The organism is bacterium (genome assembly GCA_026708015.1).
GTDB lineage: Bacteria > Actinomycetota > Acidimicrobiia > Acidimicrobiales > Bin134 > Poriferisocius.
In genome coordinates, this window is the sequence record JAPOVT010000024.1 from 13990 (window position 1) to 36014 (window position 22025).

21 protein-coding genes and 1 pseudogene are annotated in these 22025 nt (G+C 64.8%); all 22 read left to right on the plus strand.

All coding sequences use genetic code 11. The features are described from left to right. Positions 1–101 precede the first annotated feature (101 nt). The 22 genes and pseudogenes from OXG30_05350 to nuoL all read left to right on the plus strand — a co-directional run bounded on the left by OXG30_05350 (position 102) and on the right by nuoL (position 22016). Positions 102–725 carry a hypothetical protein gene (locus OXG30_05350; GenBank protein ID MCY4134322.1) on the plus strand — a complete coding sequence of 208 codons (624 nt, stop codon included), beginning with the start codon at positions 102–104 and terminating at the stop codon, positions 723–725. A gap of 221 nt (positions 726–946) precedes the next feature. Further along, positions 947–2332 (plus strand): annotated as a pseudogene (locus OXG30_05355) (DEAD/DEAH box helicase family protein). Positions 2333–2863: 531 nt separating this feature from the next. Continuing rightward, on the plus strand, positions 2864–3049 hold the full coding sequence (locus OXG30_05360) for a hypothetical protein (protein ID MCY4134323.1): 186 nt from the start codon (positions 2864–2866) through the stop codon (positions 3047–3049). A 757-nt stretch (positions 3050–3806) separates the two neighbouring features. Next, positions 3807–4391 carry a hypothetical protein gene (locus OXG30_05365; protein MCY4134324.1) on the plus strand — a complete coding sequence of 195 codons (585 nt, stop codon included), beginning with the start codon at positions 3807–3809 and terminating at the stop codon, positions 4389–4391. Beyond that, positions 4391–4807, plus strand: coding sequence for a 4Fe-4S binding protein (locus OXG30_05370; GenBank protein MCY4134325.1), 417 nt, complete (start codon positions 4391–4393; stop codon positions 4805–4807). The genes OXG30_05365 and OXG30_05370 overlap by 1 nt, the downstream gene beginning before the upstream one ends. 99 nt (positions 4808–4906) lie before the next feature. After that, positions 4907–5632: a selenite/tellurite reduction operon b-type cytochrome ExtP gene (extP, locus tag OXG30_05375; GenBank protein ID MCY4134326.1), complete on the plus strand. Its 726-nt coding sequence runs from the start codon at positions 4907–4909 to the stop codon at positions 5630–5632. Positions 5633–5674: 42 nt separating this feature from the next. Then, positions 5675–6463, plus strand: a complete 789-nt coding sequence (locus OXG30_05380; GenBank protein ID MCY4134327.1) for a menaquinol-cytochrome c reductase cytochrome b subunit — start codon at positions 5675–5677, stop codon at positions 6461–6463. A 9-nt stretch (positions 6464–6472) separates the two neighbouring features. Beyond that, the gene (locus OXG30_05385) at positions 6473–7345 is read left to right on the plus strand and encodes a Rieske 2Fe-2S domain-containing protein (protein MCY4134328.1); all 873 of its coding nucleotides are present in this window, start codon (positions 6473–6475) and stop codon (positions 7343–7345) included. Continuing rightward, a complete protein-coding gene (locus OXG30_05390) occupies positions 7345–8691 on the plus strand; it encodes a cytochrome c (GenBank protein MCY4134329.1) in 1347 nt (448 codons plus the stop codon). The genes OXG30_05385 and OXG30_05390 overlap by 1 nt, the downstream gene beginning before the upstream one ends. A gap of 23 nt (positions 8692–8714) precedes the next feature. After that, positions 8715–9830, plus strand: coding sequence for a hypothetical protein (locus OXG30_05395; protein MCY4134330.1), 1116 nt, complete (start codon positions 8715–8717; stop codon positions 9828–9830). 23 nt (positions 9831–9853) lie between these two features. Next, a complete protein-coding gene (ndhC, locus tag OXG30_05400) occupies positions 9854–10321 on the plus strand; it encodes an NADH-quinone oxidoreductase subunit A (protein MCY4134331.1) in 468 nt (155 codons plus the stop codon). Positions 10322–10358: 37 nt separating this feature from the next. Further along, positions 10359–10955 (plus strand): NADH-quinone oxidoreductase subunit B, encoded by a 597-nt coding sequence (locus OXG30_05405; protein ID MCY4134332.1) that lies wholly within the window; start codon positions 10359–10361, stop codon positions 10953–10955. Further along, positions 10952–11398 (plus strand): NADH-quinone oxidoreductase subunit C, encoded by a 447-nt coding sequence (locus OXG30_05410; GenBank protein ID MCY4134333.1) that lies wholly within the window; start codon positions 10952–10954, stop codon positions 11396–11398. Before OXG30_05405 ends, OXG30_05410 begins: the two co-directional genes overlap by 4 nt. A gap of 55 nt (positions 11399–11453) precedes the next feature. Next, positions 11454–12743 (plus strand): NADH-quinone oxidoreductase subunit D, encoded by a 1290-nt coding sequence (locus OXG30_05415; protein ID MCY4134334.1) that lies wholly within the window; start codon positions 11454–11456, stop codon positions 12741–12743. Between the two features lie 3 nt (positions 12744–12746). Continuing rightward, the gene (gene nuoE / locus OXG30_05420; GenBank protein MCY4134335.1) at positions 12747–13370 is read left to right on the plus strand and encodes an NADH-quinone oxidoreductase subunit NuoE; all 624 of its coding nucleotides are present in this window, start codon (positions 12747–12749) and stop codon (positions 13368–13370) included. 52 nt (positions 13371–13422) lie between these two features. After that, positions 13423–14760, plus strand: coding sequence for an NADH-quinone oxidoreductase subunit NuoF (gene nuoF / locus OXG30_05425; protein MCY4134336.1), 1338 nt, complete (start codon positions 13423–13425; stop codon positions 14758–14760). Next, entirely contained in the window at positions 14757–17297 is a 2541-nt protein-coding gene (locus tag OXG30_05430; protein MCY4134337.1) for a molybdopterin-dependent oxidoreductase, read from the plus strand. Before nuoF ends, OXG30_05430 begins: the two co-directional genes overlap by 4 nt. Beyond that, positions 17297–18514: an NADH-quinone oxidoreductase subunit NuoH gene (gene nuoH, locus OXG30_05435; GenBank protein ID MCY4134338.1), complete on the plus strand. Its 1218-nt coding sequence runs from the start codon at positions 17297–17299 to the stop codon at positions 18512–18514. Before OXG30_05430 ends, nuoH begins: the two co-directional genes overlap by 1 nt. Continuing rightward, positions 18514–19179, plus strand: a complete 666-nt coding sequence (nuoI, locus tag OXG30_05440) for an NADH-quinone oxidoreductase subunit NuoI (protein ID MCY4134339.1) — start codon at positions 18514–18516, stop codon at positions 19177–19179. Before nuoH ends, nuoI begins: the two co-directional genes overlap by 1 nt. After that, the gene (locus tag OXG30_05445; GenBank protein ID MCY4134340.1) at positions 19179–19736 is read left to right on the plus strand and encodes an NADH-quinone oxidoreductase subunit J; all 558 of its coding nucleotides are present in this window, start codon (positions 19179–19181) and stop codon (positions 19734–19736) included. Before nuoI ends, OXG30_05445 begins: the two co-directional genes overlap by 1 nt. Next, complete coding sequence (gene nuoK, locus OXG30_05450) at positions 19736–20038, plus strand: NADH-quinone oxidoreductase subunit NuoK (protein ID MCY4134341.1); 303 nt, start codon at positions 19736–19738, stop codon at positions 20036–20038. Before OXG30_05445 ends, nuoK begins: the two co-directional genes overlap by 1 nt. Positions 20039–20093: 55 nt before the next feature. Next, positions 20094–22016, plus strand: coding sequence for an NADH-quinone oxidoreductase subunit L (gene nuoL / locus OXG30_05455; GenBank protein ID MCY4134342.1), 1923 nt, complete (start codon positions 20094–20096; stop codon positions 22014–22016). The last annotated feature ends 9 nt before the right edge of the window (positions 22017–22025 follow it).

Consider the following 22025-nt stretch of genomic DNA (forward strand, 5'->3'; position numbering starts at 1 on the left):
CAAGGCGGCAGCGCAGCTTGGCTCGGCCACCAGTCGATTTGAGATCGATGCTCGCGCCCGCGATTGACCAAGGACTCCGACCACTCTGCATCCCCATTGTCGTGACCGCCGCTCATGAAGCGTGTCGCAGCCAGCCTCCCGAGCCGCTCGCACCCGATGCCTTGTGGTCAAGTTGCGTCGCGAGCGATACAGCGTCCCGTGAAGGCACAACACTGGAAGCAGTCGCCGATGCCCTCCAGACAGATGGCCAGCCCCGCTTGGCGGACTGGCCGTTCAATACTGCGATTATTCATGAAACCGATCGGATTCCGTCGACGGCTCAGAGATCCATCTGGCACCAGGCCAATTTGTTCTCTGTGCCGGTCGCCAACGACGGCATCGAAGAAGGCATAGAAAGGCAGCTGGCGATCGGCCTTGCTGTGGCGCTGATAGTAGAAGTCACGGCGGAGTTCGAGCAGACCACGGCCAATGGCACCATTGAGGTGCCTCCGTTGACGGCACCGCAGGGGTCCTACCATGCCGTGCTGGTGGTAGGAGCTCGAACACACGAACAAGTCCGAGCCCTGCTTGTCCGAAACAGCTGGGGACCAGGATGGGGAGCGGGTGGCTACGGCTGGCTGCCATTGGACTATCTCATCTCGTTCGGAGCACTTGCTGGCGCAATTGACCCGTCCAGCTTCGCAAGCAGCGCACCGCCGAGCAGATGGGGGACCGACTCCCTATGACGAACGAATCACTCACACTTGCCGAATACCAGCGCCGATCCCAACGAACAGATCACTTCCCACAGTACGACGACGACGGAATTCACGGGCGTTCTTCAAAGCCTGATCCGTCGCTGCGTTTCGATCCGCACAAGCTGGTGGAAGCGCGACAGGCCGAGAGGACTTCGCTGAAGGAACGCAAGGGCCTTGAGGAGCGGCTGGAGCAGGAAGCTGAGGCACATTTGCTGGCCCGCCGGCGGTTGGCAGAGACGACTCGGACCGCTGAGGAGCTTGAGGCTGAGTTGGCCGAGTTGCGCAAACAGGTTACGGCGGCGAAGAGGGCGGCCGAGTTTATGCCGGTTGAGGCCCATGATTGGTCGGAAGCTGACACCCGCCGGTACAAGATCGATGCGCTGTTGGTCGAGGCGGGGTGGACAGATCGCGTAGAGGGACATGACATCGAGTACGAGGTGCAGGGGATGCCGTCGGGCTCAGGGGTCGGCTATGTCGACTATGTGCTCTGGGGCGCCGATGGCCGTCCGCTGGCAGTGGTCGAAGCCAAGAAGGCCCTTGTCGATCCCCGGGTGGGGCAGCAGCAGGCCAGGCTGTAAGCGGATTGCCTTGAGGCGGAGTCCGGCCGGCGCCCGGTGGTGTTCTGCTCCAACGGCTACGAGCATTGGCTGTGGGACGACGCCCGGTATCCGCCTCGGCGGGTGCAGGGCTTCTACACCGCCGACGAGTTGGCCCTGCTCATTCAGCGGCGGGAGTCCCGCCGGGAGTTGTCGTCGTTGGCCATCGGCGAGAGGATCGCAGACCGCCATTATCAGCAGCGGGCGATCCGGGCGATCTCGGAGCATTTCGAGGCCGACATGCAGCGAAAGGCGCTTTTGGTGATGGCGACGGGTTCGGGCAAGACCCGCACGGTGATCGCCTTGGTCGATCTGTTGATGCGGGCGGGCTGGGTGAAGCGGGTTTTGTTCTTGGCCGATCGAACGGCGTTGGTGAACCAGGCGGTGAACGCGTTCAAGGCGCATTTGCCGGATTCGGCGCCGGTGAATCTGGTGACCGAGGGCACAGAGGACGGGCGGGTGTATGTGTCGACCTATCAGACGATGGTCAACAAGATCGACGAGTACCGGGTCGACGGCGTCCGCCGGTTCGGTGTGGGGCACTTCGATCTGGTGGTGATTGATGAGGCCCACCGGTCGGTGTACCGCAAGTACCGGGGCATCTTCGACTACTTCGACTCGCTTTTGGTGGGGCTGACCGCCACCCCCAAAGACGAGGTGAACAAGAACACCTACGACCTGTTCGATTTGGAGACCGGCGTGCCCACCGACGCCTACTCGCTCGACGACGCCATCAAAGACGGCTTTCTGGTTCCGCCCCAGGGTGTGTCGGTGCAGCTGGAATTCGTGCGCGAGGGCATCGTCTACGACGAATTGTCCGAAGACGAGAAGGACGAGTGGGACGAGCTCGACTGGGGCGAGGACGACGAGGGTTCACCGCTCGATCCGCCCGATGAGGTGGATGCCGCTGAGTTGAACAAGTGGCTGTTCAACGAGAACACCGTCGACCGGGCGCTCCAACACCTCATGGCCGAGGGCATCAAGGTGGCCGGGGGCGACTTCGTCAACCTCGTTATCGACTACCTCACCCAACACGGCACCATCGACCCCGGCCGCGTTTACGAATCCCCCTCCACCGACCTCGCCCCCCAGGGCCCCAACGCCATCTTCCCCACCCCCGACCTCGACGAATTCTTCAACATCGTCCAACACCTCCACAACACAGCCGCTGAGTGAACATCTGTTTCGAGATGACTCCAATGATGAGGAATCGGCGGGTAGCTGTAGAACACACTGAGGGTGTGGGGGCGCGATGCAGGTGCGCCGTTCGCTGGCCTGCTTCTGAGATAGACGCGTGGCTGGCTGCGAGGCCCAGAGCTACCGGCGACCGTCCTTCCGTATAGACGGCCAGCCGCGGCCATCAAGTTCAATCGTCAGTGCCGCCTTAGGCTGTTGCGGGCTATGCTCGGTGAGTTGGTAGCAGGGAGACAGGCGGATATGGGCGTGAGGCACTCACCGGCGCAGCGAAGGCGCTTGGCGATAAAGGCCAAAAGGCGCGGCGTTGATGTCGGGTCCGAGAACGTCCAGGGAATGGACGAGTTGGTCGAAATGGCGGGTGAGTCGCTGTCGTGCGAGTTGTCGGCATGGCTCACCGACGCCGAAGGCAGGGAGCTTGCCTCAGAGAGGCTGGGTGAGGTGATATCCGACTGGGAGGCTGAGCACGGCAAGATCACTGCCGAAGAGCTTGAAGCGGCGCGAGCCCAGCTCTTTGGATGACAGTCTTCGTATTGGACGCCGGTGAGCTGATCGGACTTGAGAACAACAGCCGGGCCGCTGGCGGAAACATGGGAACCCAAGACAAGCCGCAAAGCCATCCAAGAGGCTTGCACCTGGTGTCTTCAAGCTAAATCGAAGTAACGAGCCTGAGCCATTTGGAACGCCTGAGACCAGTGGTTTCCGGTGCGGGTCTGGTTCCGACCGGCCGCGGGTTTCGTCCCCTACGAAAAGGAGTGGTGGCACTGGTCCCACGGCGACGATGTGTGGGCACATGCCATGGTGTCCCGGGTCAGGGTTTCTTGCTCAGGTCTAGGTCACGCGCAAATACAAACCCTGCCCGTCTTGGTGCTTGCCCGGCCCCGCGACCCTTACCCTGGCGGCTGTGAGATGTGGTCCTGTTCCCCAATTTCTGGGGATGACTTGGAAATGTCTGGATACTGCCTAGCATCTAGATCCGACAAATATGGTTGATATGCTGGGGTTTTATGGATGGCTTGAGAACTTCTGGGGCCACTACGGAAGTCTTGGTTTGTACCCCCCCCTGGCATCGAAACCATCTTTCCCATCCTCGACCTCGACGAATTTTTCAACATCATCCAGCACCTTCACGCTACCGCCGCCGCCTGATCAAGAGGCGCTCCTGACGCTGGTGTGGCATCCGCCTCGTAGGGGCATGAGCAGCAGTCACTCTGATGTGTAGAAGTGCAGCGTGGGGCTACTACTATCAATCGCGACCGCACCCATTTAAGGGAGGACCGTGGCCGCGAACAGGCCCATAGACATCGCCGTCACCAAGTTCTACAAGGCCCTCGGAGGATGTTTCGTCCTCTATCTGGCACTGTGGGCATTCATCGCCGTCCACCAGTACGACGAGGGATTGGGTGCGCCGTACTTCAATGTGGCCTTCACCGCCTCTTTGGTGGTCACCGTGCTGGGCATCGTCGCCTTCTTGGAGTATGCCCGTCGCCGGCCGGTGGGCAAGTACCACACCTGGGGCGAGGCCATGCTGGGTGCCGCACTGGTCTTCTTCCTGCTTTTCTGGCTCTACGGCGTGGTGCCCCACCAGTGGCTGGTGTACGCCGACAGCGAGCTGGGCTGGCGCAAAGACCGTCTTATTGAGGGCTACTACGTGGGCAACCAGGGCATCATCTCCTGGGCTCTGCCCTTCGACCTTCCCTACCTGGTATTGCGCGATGTGATCGCGGTGTTGATCTACGGTTTGGCTTTGGCCGGGAACATCGCCGGCTGGATGGTGTGGCAGAACCGGGGCAAGACCGCCCCAGTCGAGGTGGAGAAGTCTGAGTATGGACGACCGATCGTGAGAGAGGGGAGCACAGTCTGATGGCTAGCAGCGATGCCAACCCCCCCATGCCTGAGTTCCGCGACGACTACGTGCTGGTCGAGGTGGACAACGACTACCTCCAGAGCAAGGTCAAGCCCAAGCAGTTCATCCACATCGATCAGTCCGAGTGCATCATGTGCGAGGGGTGCGTGGACATCTGCCCGTGGAAGTGCATCCACATGGTCGCCCCGGATGCTGTCGACCTGGCGGTGGGCGCCGAACAGCCCGGTGTCGACCCTAGCGACCATGTGATCTTCACCATCGATGAGGATGCCTGCACCCGCTGCGCCCTTTGCGTGGACCGGTGCCCCACCGGTGTGATCACCCTGGGCCGACTGGGCGATCCCGGAGGTGACGGCGACCCGCATACGCGAATGACCAGCTACGGCTACGGCTACGGCATGCGGTTGACCTAGAACTAAGGCCCGGAACGGATAAGAGGACTCAGGAGCAACGTGGCAAAGCAGCCCAGACCACCGGCGAGCGAGCGAGCCAAGCAGGCCGCGAGCCAAATGATGAGCGATATGCAGGGGTCGCAGGCCTGGTCGTCGATCTTCCGTCCCGGCTCCATCTTCCGCAAGGGCTACAGCGACAGCCCCCGCAACCGCAGCTACGTGATCATGAACAGCGTGCTGTACCACCTTCACCCGGTGAAAGTGAAGCGACATGCGGTAAAGGTCAGCTACACCCTGTGCTTGGGCGGCCTCAGCTTCTTCTTGTTCATCCTGCTCACCGTGACCGGCATCTTCTTGATGTTCTTCTACCGCCCCACCGCCGCCCAGGCATGGGATGACATCTACACCCTCCAAACCTCCGTCGCCTTCGGGCTGCTAGTGCGCAACATGCACCGATGGGCCGCCCACCTCATGGTCATCACCGTGTTCTTGCACATGGCCCGGGTCTTCTATCACGGGGCCTACAAGCCGCCCCGAGAGTTCAACTGGGTTATCGGGGTCATCTTGTTGACCCTCACCCTGCTGTTGTCGTTCACCGGCTACCTGCTCCCGTGGGACCAGCTGGCCCTATGGGCGGTGACGGTGGGAACCAACATGATGGGGTTCACCCCGGTATTCGGCGATCAAGTGCGCTTTGTGTTGCTCGGAAGCGTGGAGATCGGCACCGACACGCTCCTGCGATGGTATGTGCTGCACGTGCTGATGCTGCCCTTTGTGATCGTCATATTCATGGCCATCCACTTCTGGCGAGTAAGAAAGGACGGAGGTATTTCCGGGCCGCTCTAGAAGCGTCGTCGCAACGACATTTCTGGCCCGATCTGAGAGCCCATGGCGGAAGTCCCCGAACACCTCCTGAAGCGAGCCCAAGAGGCCCGTGAGCGCGCCGAAGCCCAACAGGGCGGCGGCAGCGAGGCCGCGCCCGCATCCTCGGAAGCGGAGTCGGCCAATGCCAGCGCCGATGAGGGCTCGGGCGGTCCGAAGATTCCCGATCAACTGTTGGACCGGTCCAAGTCGGCCCGCGACCAGGCCGCGGCTGGCGGTGCCGCCCCGGCAGCGGCTGCCGCGGTGGCCGCGGCCCCGATGCCCGCCGGACCGGCCCAGCCCGAGCCCACCGGTCCCGGCGGAGGCACCCAACGGCTGCTCACCGTGGTCAAGTCGGGCTCCATCCAAGATGTCAAGGCCACCCCCACCGACAAGGTCCACGTCTGGCCCCACCTGCTGGTGGTGGAGTTTGTAGCCGCGCTGATCTTCACCGCCTTCACCCTGATCTTCTCGATCTTCGTGAACGCCCCGCTGCTGGAGCTGGCCAACTTCAACGAGACGCCCAACCCGTCCAAGGCCCCGTGGTACTTCCTCGGCCTCCAGGAACTGCTCACCATGTTCCACCCGATGGTGGCCGGCGTGACCATCCCCGGCATCGCGCTGTTCTTGCTGATTTTGGCGCCCTACGTCGACCGCAACCCCAACAAGAAGCCCGAAGATCGCAAGTTCGCCATCTCACTCATGACCATCCACCTGATGTTCTGGGCGATCCTCGTTCTCATCGGATCCTTCTTCAGGGGACCCGGCTTCAACTTCGTCTTCCCGTGGGAAGTCGGGCTCTTCTTCGATCTGTAGGAACTGACTATGGGTGTCGCACTCTCCATCGCCATACCGATCATCGTGGTAGCCGCGGTGATCGTGTTGATCGGCGCGGCCCGACGACGAGAGACCATGGCGGCCGAAGGGCGGCTCACTCGGGAGACCCGTCGCCGGGACCGGGGCCAGGTGGACATCGACGACCCTGCCGGAGCACCCGACGCTCCCACCGGACGAGAGGTGGAGCGGGCTGCGGTACTGGCCCGCCAGACCGCGGGCACCGAGCTGGTGGAGGCCGCCGATGCATCGGTGGCGGAGTGGACCCCACCCGATCCCGACGCCGTTGGGGTGAGCCGCCGCCAGTTCTTGAACCGCAGCACCGTGGCCATGATGGGCTTCAGCCTCACCGGCTTCGGCGCCGCCTGCGTGGCCTTTCTTTGGCCGCCCTTTGTCACCGGTTTCGGCGCCGATGTGAACGCCGGTTTGGTCGCCGATGTGAAGTCGAAGATTAGAGGCGAGAACGGGTTTCTGTACCTTCCCGAGGGCCGGGCCTGGGTTACCGAGTACCCCGCGGCGGCCCTGCCCAAAGCGCAAGCCACCTACAGCGCCCCGGAGCTGTCCGGAATGGAGGCCGGGCTGGTTGCCCTGTTCCAGAAGTGCCCCCATTTGGGCTGTCGGGTGCCGAACTGTTTGACCTCGCAGTGGTTCGAGTGCCCCTGCCACGGTTCCCGCTACAACCAGGTGGGGGAGAAGCGGGGCGGGCCCGCCCCCCGGGGCATGGACCGGTTCGCCATGTCGGTGAACGCCAAAGGGGAGTTCATCATCCGCACCGGCACCGTCATCCAGGGGCCGCCCATCGGGGTGAACACCACCGGTCAGGAGCCTGAAGGCCCAAGCTGTCTTGGGGGAGCATCGCACTGATGCACCTACTTGCCGCCTCAACCCAGCGCAACCTGGGCATGGCCATCGCGGTGGTGGCCATCGTGGGCTTTGCCATCTATCTCATCTACAACGTGTTGTGGGCCGGCCGCGGCGAAAAGGGCTCAGAAGTAGAGCTGGCCCCCAACCGCAAGCCCTACCTGAGCGACGAGGAACTGGAGACCTCCAAGCTCGACCTTGCCCTGGTCAGCGGCCTGGTCACGTTGGTCATCATCGGGGTTGCTCTGCCGCTGTACTGGCTGGGTGAGCCCGGTCGTCAGCAGGGCTATTTGGAGTACTCAAGGGATCAATTCACCAGCCGGGGGGCCGGTCTGTTTGAAGAGTCGTGCTCCAGCTGCCACGGCGGTGGTGGCCTCGGCGGTACTACCGACCACACCGTCACCGACGACAACGGGAACTTCGTGGCCGCCATCAAGTGGGAGGTTCCCGCGCTGACCACCACGCTGTACCGCTTTTCCGAAGAAGAGGTGCGCCACATCCTCAACTACGGTCGCCCGCCCACCCCCATGCAGCCTTGGGGCGCTCCCGGCGGTGGTCCCCTCACCACCCAGCAGGTGGACGAGTTGATCCAGTACATCCAGAGCATCCAGATCTCCCCCGAAGAGGTGGAGGGCGAGGTGTTGGCGGGCCTCATCAACCAAGTGCGAGACGACGTTTTGGCGGTCAATCCCGGTCTGGATTCCAGGCAGAAAGAAGCCGAAGCTGCGGTGGTGGCCGCGGCAGGCGAAGAAACGGCGTCGGAGGCCGCCGCCCGCCAACTCGCCACGATCGAAGCAGAAATCCGCGAGACCAGCGAACAGTACATTCGCAATCTCCCGGAGGTAAATGGGGCATCGGCCGAGCGGGGCGAGCTGCTGTTCAACAACGGGGTTTATGGCTGCGCCCGGTGCCACACCCCGCGGGACTCGTGGCGGTTCACCGGACCCGAGGAAGAACCCGGCGCCGGTCCAATGGTATTGATCAGGGGGTCGGATGCCGAGGCCGCGATGGTGGCTCAGCTTGGGAATCTGATTCCTGCTGACATCCCCGGCGGCGGCGGGTTCGGGCCCAACCTCACCAACGGCGCCACCCTCCGGCAGTTCGACAGCGCCGAGGGCCACGAGGGCTTTGTCACCATCGGCTCGCAGGAGGGCGTGGGCTACGGCAACTTCGGCCAGGGCGACGGCGGGGGCCAAATGCCGGCCTTCGGCGCATGTGTGGGCGACCGGGACTCGGGTGAGCGCAGCCCCATATTCGGCTTCTGCACCCTGGAGGATGGCAGCATCCGACCAGGCACGCTGACTGCTGAGCAGATCGCCGACATCGTGGCCTATGAGCGGGGGTTGTGAGCATGGGCTCGATTCTCTCCGCAATGAGCGCCCTGGGGGCCATCTCGTTCGACAACGAGATCCGCGGTCTGCTGACAGTGCTGTTGGGTTCGGCCATCCTCATGGGATCGGTGTGGCTCATCATCTCCACCAACACCGGCTTCCGCCTCGGCTCCCTCATTGCCATCTCGGCCATCTTCGGGTGGACAGTGATGATGGCGTTCATCTGGTCGCTGTACGGAATCGGCCTGCAAGGGGCTCGGCCCACCTGGGAGGTGCAAGCCATTCACATCGGCAACCCGTCGATCACCGACAACGTGGCCAATCCACCCCCCGAGATTCTCGACGATCTCCCCAACCCGCTGACTTGTGCCACCCTGGGCGACCGAGACTGCCTGCCCAAGGCCATTCAGATCGTCCGGGTGATGGGCAGCAGCACCCAAAGAGCCGAACTGGACTCCATCGATGCCGGGGCAATACGGGCTGATCTGACTACTTTCAACGACGCTTTGGCCGACGACGACCCCCGCAAGCTTATGGGCGATGAGATTGAGAACGAGGTGCAGCGCCTGGCCGAGGAGCAGCGCATCCGCAACGAAGACCTGACATTGAGCGAGCTGAAGGGCGTCGCCCCCGATCTCACTGATGAGGTCGAGCGCCTAGGTTGGCTGGAGCTGGGCGATTGGAACCTTCAGACCACCCAGGCCGCCGGCGAGGCCATCACCGCGGCCAGCGACTATCTCGCCCAAGCCGATCTGGGCTTTGGCGAGACCGACGCGCAGAGCAACTCATTCGTGGTGCTGGATGCCTACCAGCAGGGGGGCAAGCCCAAGCGGCTCAACAACGGGGTATGGGAGCGGGTCAGCAACAAGGTCATCACCAGCGCTATGCCCCGCCACCCCACCAATTACACGGTGGTGCAAGTCCAGCGGTCGGAATATCATCCGCCGGTAGCCGGTCAAGCCCCGCCCCCCACGGTGGTTGATCCCAACGAGCCGGTCATTTCCGTGCTCATGCAGCGCAACCTAGGCCGGTTCCGACTGCCCAGTATTCTGGTCACCATCGGCTCGGGACTGTTGTTCTTGGCGTCGCTGCTGATGCTCCACACCCGCGACCTGGAAGTCCGCCGTCGCCTGGAGGGCGAAGGCGCGGCCCCATGATCGTATTGGGGGGGTAGACCGCGATGACCGGCCAGTACCTGCCGATCCTCGCCCTCGGAGTCTTGGCCGTGCTGTTCGCCGCCCTGAGCTTCGGCGCCTCCCGGCTGCTGGCCCCCCGACGCCAGACCAAGGCCAAGCTGGCCCCCTATGAGTGTGGGGTGGAGGAAAGCACCGACGCCCCCGAGCGATTCGGGGTCCGGTTCTTCCTCATCGCCATGATCTTTATCGTCTTCGACATCGAGATCATCTTCTTGTACCCGTGGGCGGTGTCTTACCGGGAACTGGGGTTGTTCGGACTGGTGGCCATGGGGATTTTCGCCTTGGCGGTGTTCGAGTCGTTCGTCTACCTCATCGGCAACGGCGCCCTCGACTGGGGGCCGTCCCGGCCAATGTGGCGGCGTGACCCCCAGGTGTCCGCCCGCCGCACCAGCGACACCACAATCCGCCGGGTGGGCCTAGACGGACGAGGCGCCCCGGAGGAGGCGGCATGAGACTTCGGGGGTGCCAGCTGCGACGGAGGGGCTGCAAATGAAGCTACCGCTCGTGGGTGATCCCAAGGCCATCGCTGACCGCGGGCTTGAGGGGGTCGATCACAACTTCGTTACCGGCAAGCTCGAAGACCTGGTCAAGTGGTCCCGGGCTCGGAGTTGCTGGCCGGCTACCTTCGGCCTGGCCTGCTGCGCCATCGAGATGATGGCCACCGGCGGCGCCCACTACGACTTGGCCCGCTACGGCATGGAGGTGTTCCGGGCTTCGCCCCGCCAAGCCGACCTGATGATCGTGGCCGGCCGGGTGTCCCAGAAGATGGCGCCAATCCTGCGCCGCATCTACGACCAGATGATGGAGCCCAAATGGGTGATCTCCATGGGGGTGTGCGCTTCCAGCGGGGGCATGTTCAACAACTACGCCATCGTGCAGGGGGTGGACCAGATCGTGCCGGTGGACGTTTACGCTCCTGGCTGCCCGCCCGGTCCGGAGACGCTGATGCACGCCATCTTGACCCTTCACGACAAGATCACCAGCGGCGAGATCACCCGCCGCCGAGACGAGACCGGGGCCGGGGCCAACCTCACCGTCGCCCAGCAGGACGGCCAGAGCGCAACCGGCGTGGCGATTCGTACATGAACGACATCGCCGAAACGCCGGTATTGCACGTTTCCCGCGACCAGCTCATCGAGACAGTGGCCGGGCTGGTCGACGAGGGCTATGTCTCAGTTCTGGACGTGACCGCGGTGGACTACTTGGAGCATCCCGGCCGCCACGATCTGCCCCCCGAGGTGGAACCGGAGCGCTTCGAGTTGGTGGTCACGCTCATCTCCCATGCCGCGCCGGGCCGCACGCGGTTGCGGGTTCAAGTGCCCGCTGATGATCCGGTGGTGCCCACCCTGTTCGACCTATTCCCCGGCACCGAGGCATTGGAGCGAGAGGTGGCCGACATGTTCGGCATCACCTTCGAGGGCCATCCCGATCCCACCCGCATCCTCATGCCCCCCGACTGGGAAGGCCACCCGCTGCGGAAGGACTTCGCGGTCGGTCGCATCCCCGTTCAATTCAAGGCGACGCGATGATCCCGCTGAACACCGTGGGCATGATCCTCATTCCGGTCCAGTTCAAGGCGACGCGATGAGCGCCCCGGAAGCCACAGTGGAGGCCGCCACCGACGAGGCCGTCCGCCGCCGGGAGGACAGCGCCGTGCTCCGCATCGGCGAGGACGACGGCGAGCGCTTGGAGGCCGAATCCAACGCCAGCGACACCAGCATGATCATGAACATGGGGCCGCAGCACCCCAGCACCCACGGCGTGCTGCGGCTCATGCTGGAGATGGAGGGGGAGACCGTGATGCGGTCCAAGCCGGTCATCGGCTACCTCCACACCGGCATGGAGAAGACCGCCGAGACCCTGACCTACCTCCAGGGCCCCACCAACGTCACCCGCATGGACTACGCCGCCCCGCTGTTCAGCGAGCTGGCCTTCTCGATGGCCACCGAAGCGCTGTTGGGCCTGGAGGTTCCTCCTCGAGCTGTCTGGATAAGGATGCTGATGTGCGAATTGAACCGCATCAGCTCCCATCTGCTGTTCCAGGCCACCAACGGCATGGACATCGGCGCGGTGTCGATGATGATCTACGGCTGGAGGGAGCGCGAGGAGGCCCTTCGCCTGCTGGAGACCATCACCGGATTGCGGATGAACCACAACTACATCCGCCCCGGCGGGGTGGCCGCCGATCTGCCCGACGGCTGGCGTGACGAGGTGCTCACCCTGATCGACACCCTGCCCGCCCGGCTCAACGAGTTCGACACCCTGCTCACCGGCCAGCCCATCTATCGGGAACGGTTGCAGGGCGTGGGGGTCATCAACACCGCCGAGTGCCTGGCCTTGGGGGTGACCGGACCCATTCTGCGCTCCACCGGCTACCCCTGGGACCTGCGCCGGGACATGCCCTATCTGGCCTACGACCAGATGGACTTCGATGTGGTGGTGGGCACCTACGGCGACTGCTTCGACCGCTACGCCATCCGCCTGAACGAGATCAGGGAGTCGATCCGCATCCTGGCCCAGATCCTCGACCAGATGCCCTCGGGCGACTACCGGGTGCAGGACAAGAAGGTCACCCCACCGCCTCGGGCCCGCATCGACGAGTCGATGGAGGCGTTGATCCACCACTTCAAGATCTTCACCGAGGGATTCAAGGTGCCCGCCGGCGAGGTGTACGCCGCAGTGGAGTCCCCCCGGGGCGAGCTGGGCTGCTACATGGTGTCGGACGGCTCAGCGGTGCCCTACCGCATGCACATCCGCGGCCCCAGCTTTGTGAATCTGCAAACCCTGCCCCACATGATGCAGGGCGGCATGGTGGCCGACGCGGTGGCCATCATCTCCTCGGTCGACCCGATCATGGGGGAGGTGGACCGCTAAGCCATGGCCCGCCTGAACCCCAACAACCTCGCCATCGCCCGGGAGGTCATCGGTCGATATCCGGTTCCCCGCTCCGCGCTCATTCCGCTGCTGCACTTGGCCCAAGAACAAGACGGCTATGTCGCCGAAGACGCCATGGCCCACATCGCCGAGTTGGTGGGGGTCACCCCAGCAGAGGTCATGGGCACGTGCAGCTTCTATGAGATGCTCAAGCGGGAGCCGGTGGGCGACTACATGGTGAACATCTGCAACGGCATCTCCTGTCATCTGCTGGGCGCTTCGGCCCTGATACACCACGCCGAGGACACCTTGGGAGTGAAACCCGGCGGGACCACCGATGACGGCAAGATCACCCTGGAAGCGGTGGAGTGCATTGCCGCCTGCACCGAGGCCCCCTGTCTCCAGGTGAACTATCGCTATCGCAACCAGGTCACCACCGAGGACTTCGACCAGTTGGTGGCCGATCTGCGGGCCGATGCCGCCGGGGTGGCACCCCACGGCCAGTTGGCCAAGGTTCGCCAGCACATCGGCGACGACCGCCGGGCCGGAGTGTCGCCCCCCGATGGCCAAGGCGAGCCGGCCTGGATGGCCCGCAACCCCTCCGACAACGGTGGTTCAGCATCATGATCGCAATGGCCAATCACTTGCGAACCAGCGGTCTTTGTCAAGGATTCGGCTCGTGAGCGCGCCCGCCCCTTCCGACCTGCGGATCATCACCTCCCGCTTCGACATCGAAGACGGCCACACCTTGGCCGGCTACGAGCGCACCGGGGGCTATGCCGGGCTGCGGCGGGCGCTGGAGATGGCGCCAGCCGACGTTCACGGCGAGGTTCGCACCGCCAGCCTGCTGGGCCGGGGCGGTGCCGGGTTCCCCGCCGGGGTCAAGTGGGGGTTCTGCCCGCCGGGGGTATGGCCCCGCTATCTGGTGGTGAACGGCGACGAGTCCGAACCCGGCACCTACAAAGACCGCCTCCTCATGGAGCGCGATCCCCACCAGCTCATAGAGGGCTGCCTCATCGCCTGCTACGCCCTGGGCCTGTCGCAGTGCTTCCTCTATGTGCGAGGCGAGATGGCCCACGCCCAGGAGCGGCTGGCTGCCGCCCTCAACGAGGCCTATGAGGCCGGCTATGTGGGCGCCAACGTTTTGGGCGCCGAGGACTTCTCGGTGGACATCACCCTGCACTGGGGGGCCGGGGCCTACATCGTGGGGGAGGAAACCGCACTCATCGAGAGCCTGGAGGGCGACCGGGGGATGCCCCGGCTCAAGCCCCCCTATTTCCCGGCCTCCATCGGCCTCTACGGCAAGCCCACCATCGTGAACAACGTGGAGACCCTGGCCAACCTGCCCTGGATCGTGTCCAATGGCGGGGACGCCTTTGCCGCCATGGGGGCGGACAGCTCCACCGGAACCCGGGTGTTCGCGGTGTCGGGCCATGTGGCCACCCCCGGCGTGTTCGAGGTGCCCTTCGGCACCACCACCTTCCGCGAGATCATCTTCGATCCCCGCTACGCCGGCGGGATGCGACCGGGCCGCACCCTCAAGACCTTCATCCCCGGCGGGGCGTCGGCCCCCTGGTTCTTCGAGGAGCACCTCGACCTGCCGCTGGAGAAGACCACGGTGGACCAGGCCGGCTCCATGCTCGGCTCGGGCGCCATCGTGGTGATGGACGACACCACCGACGTGGTGAAGGCCTGCCACAACGTGGTGCGGTTCTTCGCCCGGGAATCCTGCGGCAAGTGTACGCCGTGTCGGGAGGGCACCTCCTGGCTGGAGAAGATCCTCAGCCGCATCTTGGCCGGCCAGGGCCGCCCCCAAGATCTGGATCTGCTGATGGACGTGTGCGACAACATCAGCCCTGGCATCAACTGGCCTCCCCGCCAAACCACCATCTGCCCGCTGGGGCCGTCGGCCGTATCGCCCATCGCCTCTGCCCTAGAGCGGTTCCGCGGCGAGTTTGAGGCTTATCTGCCCGCCACCGCGGTCGCGGTCACGACTAGCGCAGGAGCCATGTCGTGAGCGAGCAAGAGACCGTGGTCAACATCACCGTCAACGGCCAGCCGGTGGAGGCCCAGCCCGGCGAATGGGTCATTGCCGCCGCTGAGCGGGCCGGGGTGTATATCCCCCACTTCTGCTACCACCCCCGAATGAGCTCGGTGGGCATGTGCCGCATGTGCATCGTGGACATCGACGCCGGGCGGGGCCCCGCCCTGCAACCCTCCTGCATGGTGGAGGTGAGCGAGGGCATGGTGGTGGACACCACCTCGGAGCAAACCCGCAAGGCCCAAGACGGGGTGCTGGAGTTTCTGCTGCTGAACCACCCACTCGACTGCCCGGTGTGCGATAAGGGCGGCGAGTGTCCCCTCCAAGACCAGACCATGGCCTATGGCCCTGGAGAGAGCCGGTTCATCGAGGAGAAGCGCCACTTCGAGAAGCCCATCCCGGTGAACAGCCTGGTGTACTTGGATCGGGAGCGCTGCATCCTGTGCGACCGCTGCACCCGGTTTGCCGACGAGGTGGCGGGCGACCCGCTCATCACCTTCCAAGACCGGGGCGACCAAACCCAGGTGAACACCTTCCCCGACCTGCCCTTCTCCTCCTATTTCAGCGGCAACACCGTGCAGATCTGCCCGGTGGGCGCGCTCACCGCGGTGCCCTATCGGTTCAAGGCCCGCCCGTGGGACCTCACCGAAGTGGAGTCCACCTATCCCAATCCGATGGGCGACCGGGTGGTGGTGCAGGCCTCCCGCGACCAGGTGCTGCGCTACCAGGGGGTTGACAGCGACGCGGTCAACTGGGGTTGGCTCACCGACAAAGATCGTTTTTCTTTTGAAGCTGTTGCCAGCGACCTTCGGCTTCAGGCCCCGCTGATTCGGGGCACCCCATTGGGCCGACCCGACCCCGGCGGGAGCGAGCTGGTTGAGACTTCCTGGGGCCAGGCCCTTACCCAGGCGGCCGACGCCATTCGGGCCGCAGTCGAAGACAATGGTCCTCAGTCGGTGGCTGTGTTGGGCGGGGCCCGTTTGACCAACGAAGACCAATACGCCTGGGCTCGACTGGCCAAAGGGGTTATCGGCACCGACAACGTTGACGCCCAACTCGACGACGGCCTGCCCGCCGATGTGGTGCTGGGCCTACCCCGGGCCACCATCGACCGGGCCTGTACTCCGGGCGGAACCGTCATCTTGATGGCGCCCGACCCCAAAGAGGAGCAGGGCACCCTCTACCTGCGGCTCCGCCACGCCGTGGTCAACGATGGCGTACAGCTCATCGAGCTCACGCCCCGGGCCACCGGTTTGAGCCATCTGACCGACCACCGGCTGCACCATCGTCCTGCCGAAGCCGCCGCCGTTGCCGCCGCCCTCGTGGGTGGCGACATCGACGCCGGACCCGACCGGGAGATCGGCGGCGTGCCCGGCGACGCCTTGGCTGCTGCTGCGGCCGCGCTGGCCGACCGCGCCGACAAGCCCATTACCGTGATCATCGGCCGCCCCTCGCTGGCTGAGACGGCCGGTCCCACCGTGGACGCCGTTGCCGGACTAGCTCGGTTCGCCAAGCTGTTGGCCGCTGGAGGGCGGCCAGGCATCGCTTTCTTGCCCGCGCTGCACCGGGGCAACGTGCTCGGCGCGCTGGACATGGGACTGGCCCCCGGCCTTCTGCCCGGTCGAGTGTCGCTGGGCGACGGCGGAATGGCATTGGCCCAGCTCTGGGGCGCGGTGCCCGCCGCCCTTGGCGCTGATGCCCGCGGCATTCTGAAGGCCGCCGCCAACGGCCACATCGACGTGCTGGTGTTGCTGGGCGCCGATCCGCTGGGGGATTTCCCCGACCGAGACCTAGCCAACGCCGCCCTCGAAACGGTGGGCGCCATCATTGCCTCCGACCTGTTCTTGAATCCCTCTTCGGCCCGGGCCCACATCGTGTTCCCCGCGGCCGGCTTCGGTGAGCGCCAAGGCACCCACACCAACATGGAGGGCCGGGTTACGCGGGAGCGCCAGATCGTCACCTCACCGGGCACGGCGCGGGCCGATTGGGCCATCGCCACCGAGTTGGCTCGGATGCTGGGGGCCGATTTCGGCTTCGGCTCTCCCGAGGACGTGTGGGAGGAGATCACCCGAGTGGCGCCATCGCACCGAGACGTTTCCCTAGAGGCCATCGACACAATGGCCGACGGTGCCGTGGCCGCCGACAGCTCTATCGTGTTCTCCCCACCCGAAGACTCCACCACGGTGCCCCACGTGGATGCGTACAGCCTCCGCCTGGTGTCGACGAGGCGCATGTACGACCGGGGCACGCTGGTCCAGCACACCCCATCGCTGGCCAAACTGGCCCCCAATGCTGTTTTGGCCTTGAACCCCTACGACTTCGACCGGGTCGGGGTTGACTCGGACACCGAAGTGCAGGTGATTTCGAACGTGGGCGAGCTGGACATGCCGGTGGTGGCCGACCCCGGGGTCCCCCGAGGCACCGCGGCCTTCGGCTACAACTATCCCGACCTGGACGTGCGAGCCCTGATCGACAATGACTCCGTGGTCACCGACTTGAGGATCCAAACCTAATGATGGCCGACCTCGGTCCGTCGGTTTTCGGCCTCGACCCGCTGTATGACGGCGAGGTCGGCCTAGCCGTGGTACTCATCACTTTGCTCAAAGTGGGGGTGGCCTTCGCCCTGTTGCTAGTGGCCGTGATGCTGATGATCTGGTTCGAGCGCAAGGTCATCGGGGATATGCAGAACCGCATCGGGCCCAACCTGGCCGGACCGTTCGGTATCCTCCAGACCCTGGCCGACGGCATCAAGCTGTTCTTCAAAGAAGACCTCATCCCCGAGCAGTCCGACCGGCTCGTCTTCAAGCTGGCCCCCTATCTGTCGCTGGTGCCCGCCTTCTTGGTGTTCGCCGTGGTCCCGGTGGGGGGTGACTTCAGCGGCGGCAACGGCAGCGTCACCCTGTTCGGCCGTGAGACCTTTCTCCAGGTGTCCGACCCTCCGGTGGGCATCCTGTTGGTGCTGGCCATGTCGTCGGTGGCCGTATACGGGGTGATGCTGGCCGGCTGGTCGTCGGGCTCCAAATATCCGCTGCTGGCGTCGGTGCGGGCCTCGGCTCAGATGGTGTCGTATGAGGCTGCGCTGGGGTTGTCGCTGGCCGCGGTGTTGTTGAAGTCGGGCAGCTTGTCCACCCACACCATCGTGTCCGAGCAGTCGGTGTGGAACTGGAACTTGTGGGCCACTTGGGTGGTGCCCATGGTGATCTTTTTGATCGCGGCCACCGCCGAGCTGAACCGGCCGCCGTTCGACCTGGTGGAGGCCGAGCAGGAGCTGGTGGGCGGCTTTCACACCGAGTACAGCTCCATCCGCTTCGCCTTGTTCTTCTTGGCCGAGTTCATGAACACCATCACCATGTCGGCCATCGTGGTGACGCTGTTCTTGGGCGGCCCCAACGGCCCCGATTTCACCACCGTGGGCTGGCTGTCGGGGGTGCTGTGGTTCTTCGCCAAGCTGATGCTGTTCTTGTTCGCCTTCGTGTGGCTGCGGGCCACCCTGCCCCGCTTCCGCTACGACCAGCTCATGGACTTGGGCTGGAAGCTGCTCATTCCCCTTTCGCTGGGGTGGCTGCTGGTGCTGGCCTCCTATGACGTGGCCGGCGACCGGGGCTGGAACCGGGGCGTGGCGGTGATCGTGATGCTGGCCATCATGGCCGCGCTGGGCGGAATGCTGGTGTTGGCCTTGCGGGCCGCCCGCCACCGCCGAGAACTCGATCCGCAAGGAGGGTTCGCCTAATGGGATACCTCCAGGGATTTGCCGTCACGCTGCGCAAGCTGTTGAAGGGCACCGAGTCGGGCCGGGTGGTCACCACCCAATACCCCGACGAGAAGCGCCCCAAGCCCGAGCGCTTCCACGGCCGCCACGTGCTCAACCGCTACGAGGACGGCATGGAGAAGTGCATCGGATGCGAGCTGTGCGCCGGGGTCTGCCCGGCCCGCTGCATCTATGTGCGGGGGGCCGACAACTCGCCCGACGATCCGGTGTCGCCCGGCGAGCGCTTCGGCTACGTCTACGAAATCAATTACCTGCGTTGTATCCACTGCGATTTGTGCGTGGAGGCCTGTCCCACTGAGGCCATCACCGAGTCGAAGCTGTTCGAGTTCTCGTTCACCAACCGGTCCGACGCCATCTACACCAAAGACGAGCTGGTGGTGGGCGATGACGGCCGGCCCCAGCAGCTTCCGTGGGAACACTGGGAACCCGGCGACGATGAGCACACCTCGGCCTGGGTGCGGGCCACGTCGCCGTCGGGCATGGCCGCCTACGAGGGCAAGGTGGCCTGGTCGGGCGAGCTGGGCTATGGCATCCGATCTCCCGAGCGGGGCCAGGCGGCTGACAATGAAGGAGACGAGGCCGACCTCGGTAACGATGACCACGACGACCATGGGGGCCACCACTGATGGAGACCGCGGTCTTCATCGTGTGCGCGGTCATCGTGCTGGCCGGGGCACTGGGCGTGGTGCTGGCCCGCAACCCGGTTCACGCCGCGTTGAGCCTGGTGGGGACGCTGTTCGGCATGGCCGTGCTGTTCCTGAACCTGGAGGCCCACTTCCTGGCCGCGGTGCAGATCATCGTCTACGCCGGCGCCATCGTGGTGCTGTTCTTGTTCGTGATCATGCTGTTGGGTGTCGACCGGCTCGAAGACCTGTCGGTGGAGCCCATCACCGGCCAGCGCACCTTGGCCATCGTGGTTGGCCTGGGCACCTTCGTGTTGGCGGTGGCGTTTCTCCTGAGCAGCTCTATCGGCCCGTCCGGCCCCCAGATCCTGACGCGGGACATCACCGACCAATCCACATACTCCAACCTGCGCCAGATCGCCGACGATTTGTTCACCGATTACGTGTACGCCTTTGAGGCCACCGCCGCCTTGCTCACTATCTCGGTGGTGGGCGCGGTGGTGATGTCCCGCCGCATGGCCCGAAGCGACGAGGCCCAAGAGAGCGCGGGGGACGATTGATGGTCACCGCCTCTTGGTACCTGATCCTGGCCGCGGCGCTGTTCACCATTGGCGCGGTGGGCCTCTTGGTACGGCGCAATCCGCTGATCATGTTCATGTGCGTGGAGCTGATGCTCAACGCCGTCAACCTCACCTTCATCACCTTCGGGCGGGAGCTCAACCACATCGGCGGGCAGGTGTCGGTGTTCTTTGTGCTGGTGGTGGCGGCCGCCGAGGTGGTGGTGGGCCTGGCCATCGTGGTGGCTATCAACCGCCGCCGTCCCCAGGCCACCGCCGACGACCTATCGGCGCTGAAGGGATAGCGGGGTCATGAGTCGATGGTTTTGGCAAGAAGACCGGATACGCGGGAGTGAGTGAATGAGCACGCTCGTTGACCTGGTCTGGCTGATCCCCGCCTTCCCGCTGGCCGGGGTCTTGGTCTTGATGGCCATAGGCCGCCGCTTGGGCGAACCCCGGGCCGGCTGGCTGGCCACCGCCATGATGGTCGGATCGTTCGTAGCCACCCTTTTGGTGTTCATCGGCTTGGTGGGCCACGACGGCGACGAGCGGGAGACGGTGGTCACCCTGTTCGAGTGGGTGCCGGCCGGGAAGCTGGCGGTGGACATCGGCTTTCTGGCCGACCCGCTGTCGATCACCATGGCCCTGTTCGTGACCGGGGTGGGGGCCCTCATCCACCTCTACTCCATCGGCTACATGCACGGCGACGAGGGCTTCTCCAAGTTCTTCATCTACCTCAACCTGTTCGCCTTCTCCATGCTCATGCTGGTGCTGGGCGACAACCTGCTGCTCACCTTCTTGGGCTGGGAGGGAGTGGGGGCTTGCTCCTACCTGCTGATCTCGTTCTGGTTCACCGACGAGGCCAACGCCTCGGCGGGCAAGAAGGCGTTCGTCACCAACCGGGTGGGCGACTGGGGCTTTCTGGTGGCCATGTTCCTGGCCTTTTTGACCTTCGGATCGCTCCAGTACGGCGAGATCTTCTTCGACATAGAGTCCAACGGCGTGGCCGCGGGCACCGCGTCAGCCATCGTGGTGCTGCTGCTGGTGGGCGCGGCCGGTAAGTCGGCCCAGTTCCCGCTGCACATTTGGCTGCCCGACGCCATGGCCGGACCCACCCCGGTGTCGGCCCTCATCCACGCCGCCACCATGGTCACCGCCGGGGTGTACCTGCTCACCCGCATGAGCCCGATCATCGCCGAGGCCCACGGCTGGGTGCCCGACCTCATCATGTGGGTGGGCCTGGGCACCGCGCTGATGGCCGCCACCATCGCGGTGGCCCAAAACGACATCAAGAAGGTGCTGGCCTACTCCACCGTCAGCCAACTCGGATTCATGTTCGTGGCCGTGGGCTCGGGGGCCTATGTGGCCGCCATCTTCCACATGGTCACCCACGCCTTCTTCAAGGCGCTGCTGTTCCTGGGGGCCGGTTCGGTGATCCACGGCATGGACGGCGACCAGGACATCCGCCGCTACGGGGGATTGGCCCGGCTGCTGCCCATCACCTCGATGACCTTCGTGGCCGGCTGGCTGGCCATCGCCGGGGTTCCGCCGTTCTCGGGCTTCTGGTCGAAGGACGAGATCCTGGCCTACGCCTACGGCGAGAACAAGGTGCTATGGGTGCTGTTGTTGGCCACTGCCATCCTCACCGCCTTCTACATGACCCGGCTGGTGCTGATGACCTTCTTCGGCCCGCCCCGCTGGACGGACACGGAGGCTGACAGCACCGAAGAACAACCCCAACGGCATCCCCACGAGTCGCCCTGGACGATGACCGTTCCCCTCGTGCTGCTGGCTGGCTTGGCCATGGTGGCCGGGGTGTTCAACCTGCCGTTCACTTCCGATGTCCACTTCTTGGGCAACTGGCTGAAGCCCTCCCTGTTTGGCAATGGCGGCCATCTGCCCTTCGGCGGGGGCACCCAGTGGGTGCTGGCCCTGGTGGCCATCGTCGGCAGTTTGGGCGGTGTGTCGGCCGGGGCCGCGGTTTATATCCGTCGCCGGATCGACCCGGCCCGCATCGAGCATCCCTTCTTGGCCCGGGCCTGGCGCATCGACGAGATCGTCACCAACTTCATGGGCGGTCCCGGCCGCCGGGCGTTCGAGCGCACCACCCAATTCGATGAGCAGGTGGTGGATGGCGCGGTCAACGGTACCGGCACCATGATCCGCCGGGCGGGTTCCCGATTGCGGGTGTCGCAGTCCGGCCTGGTGCGCAGCTATGCCCTGGGCATCGCCATCGGCGCGGTGGCGCTGCTGGCGTGGTTCTTCTCAAGGGCGGGGTTCTGATGCCTGCGA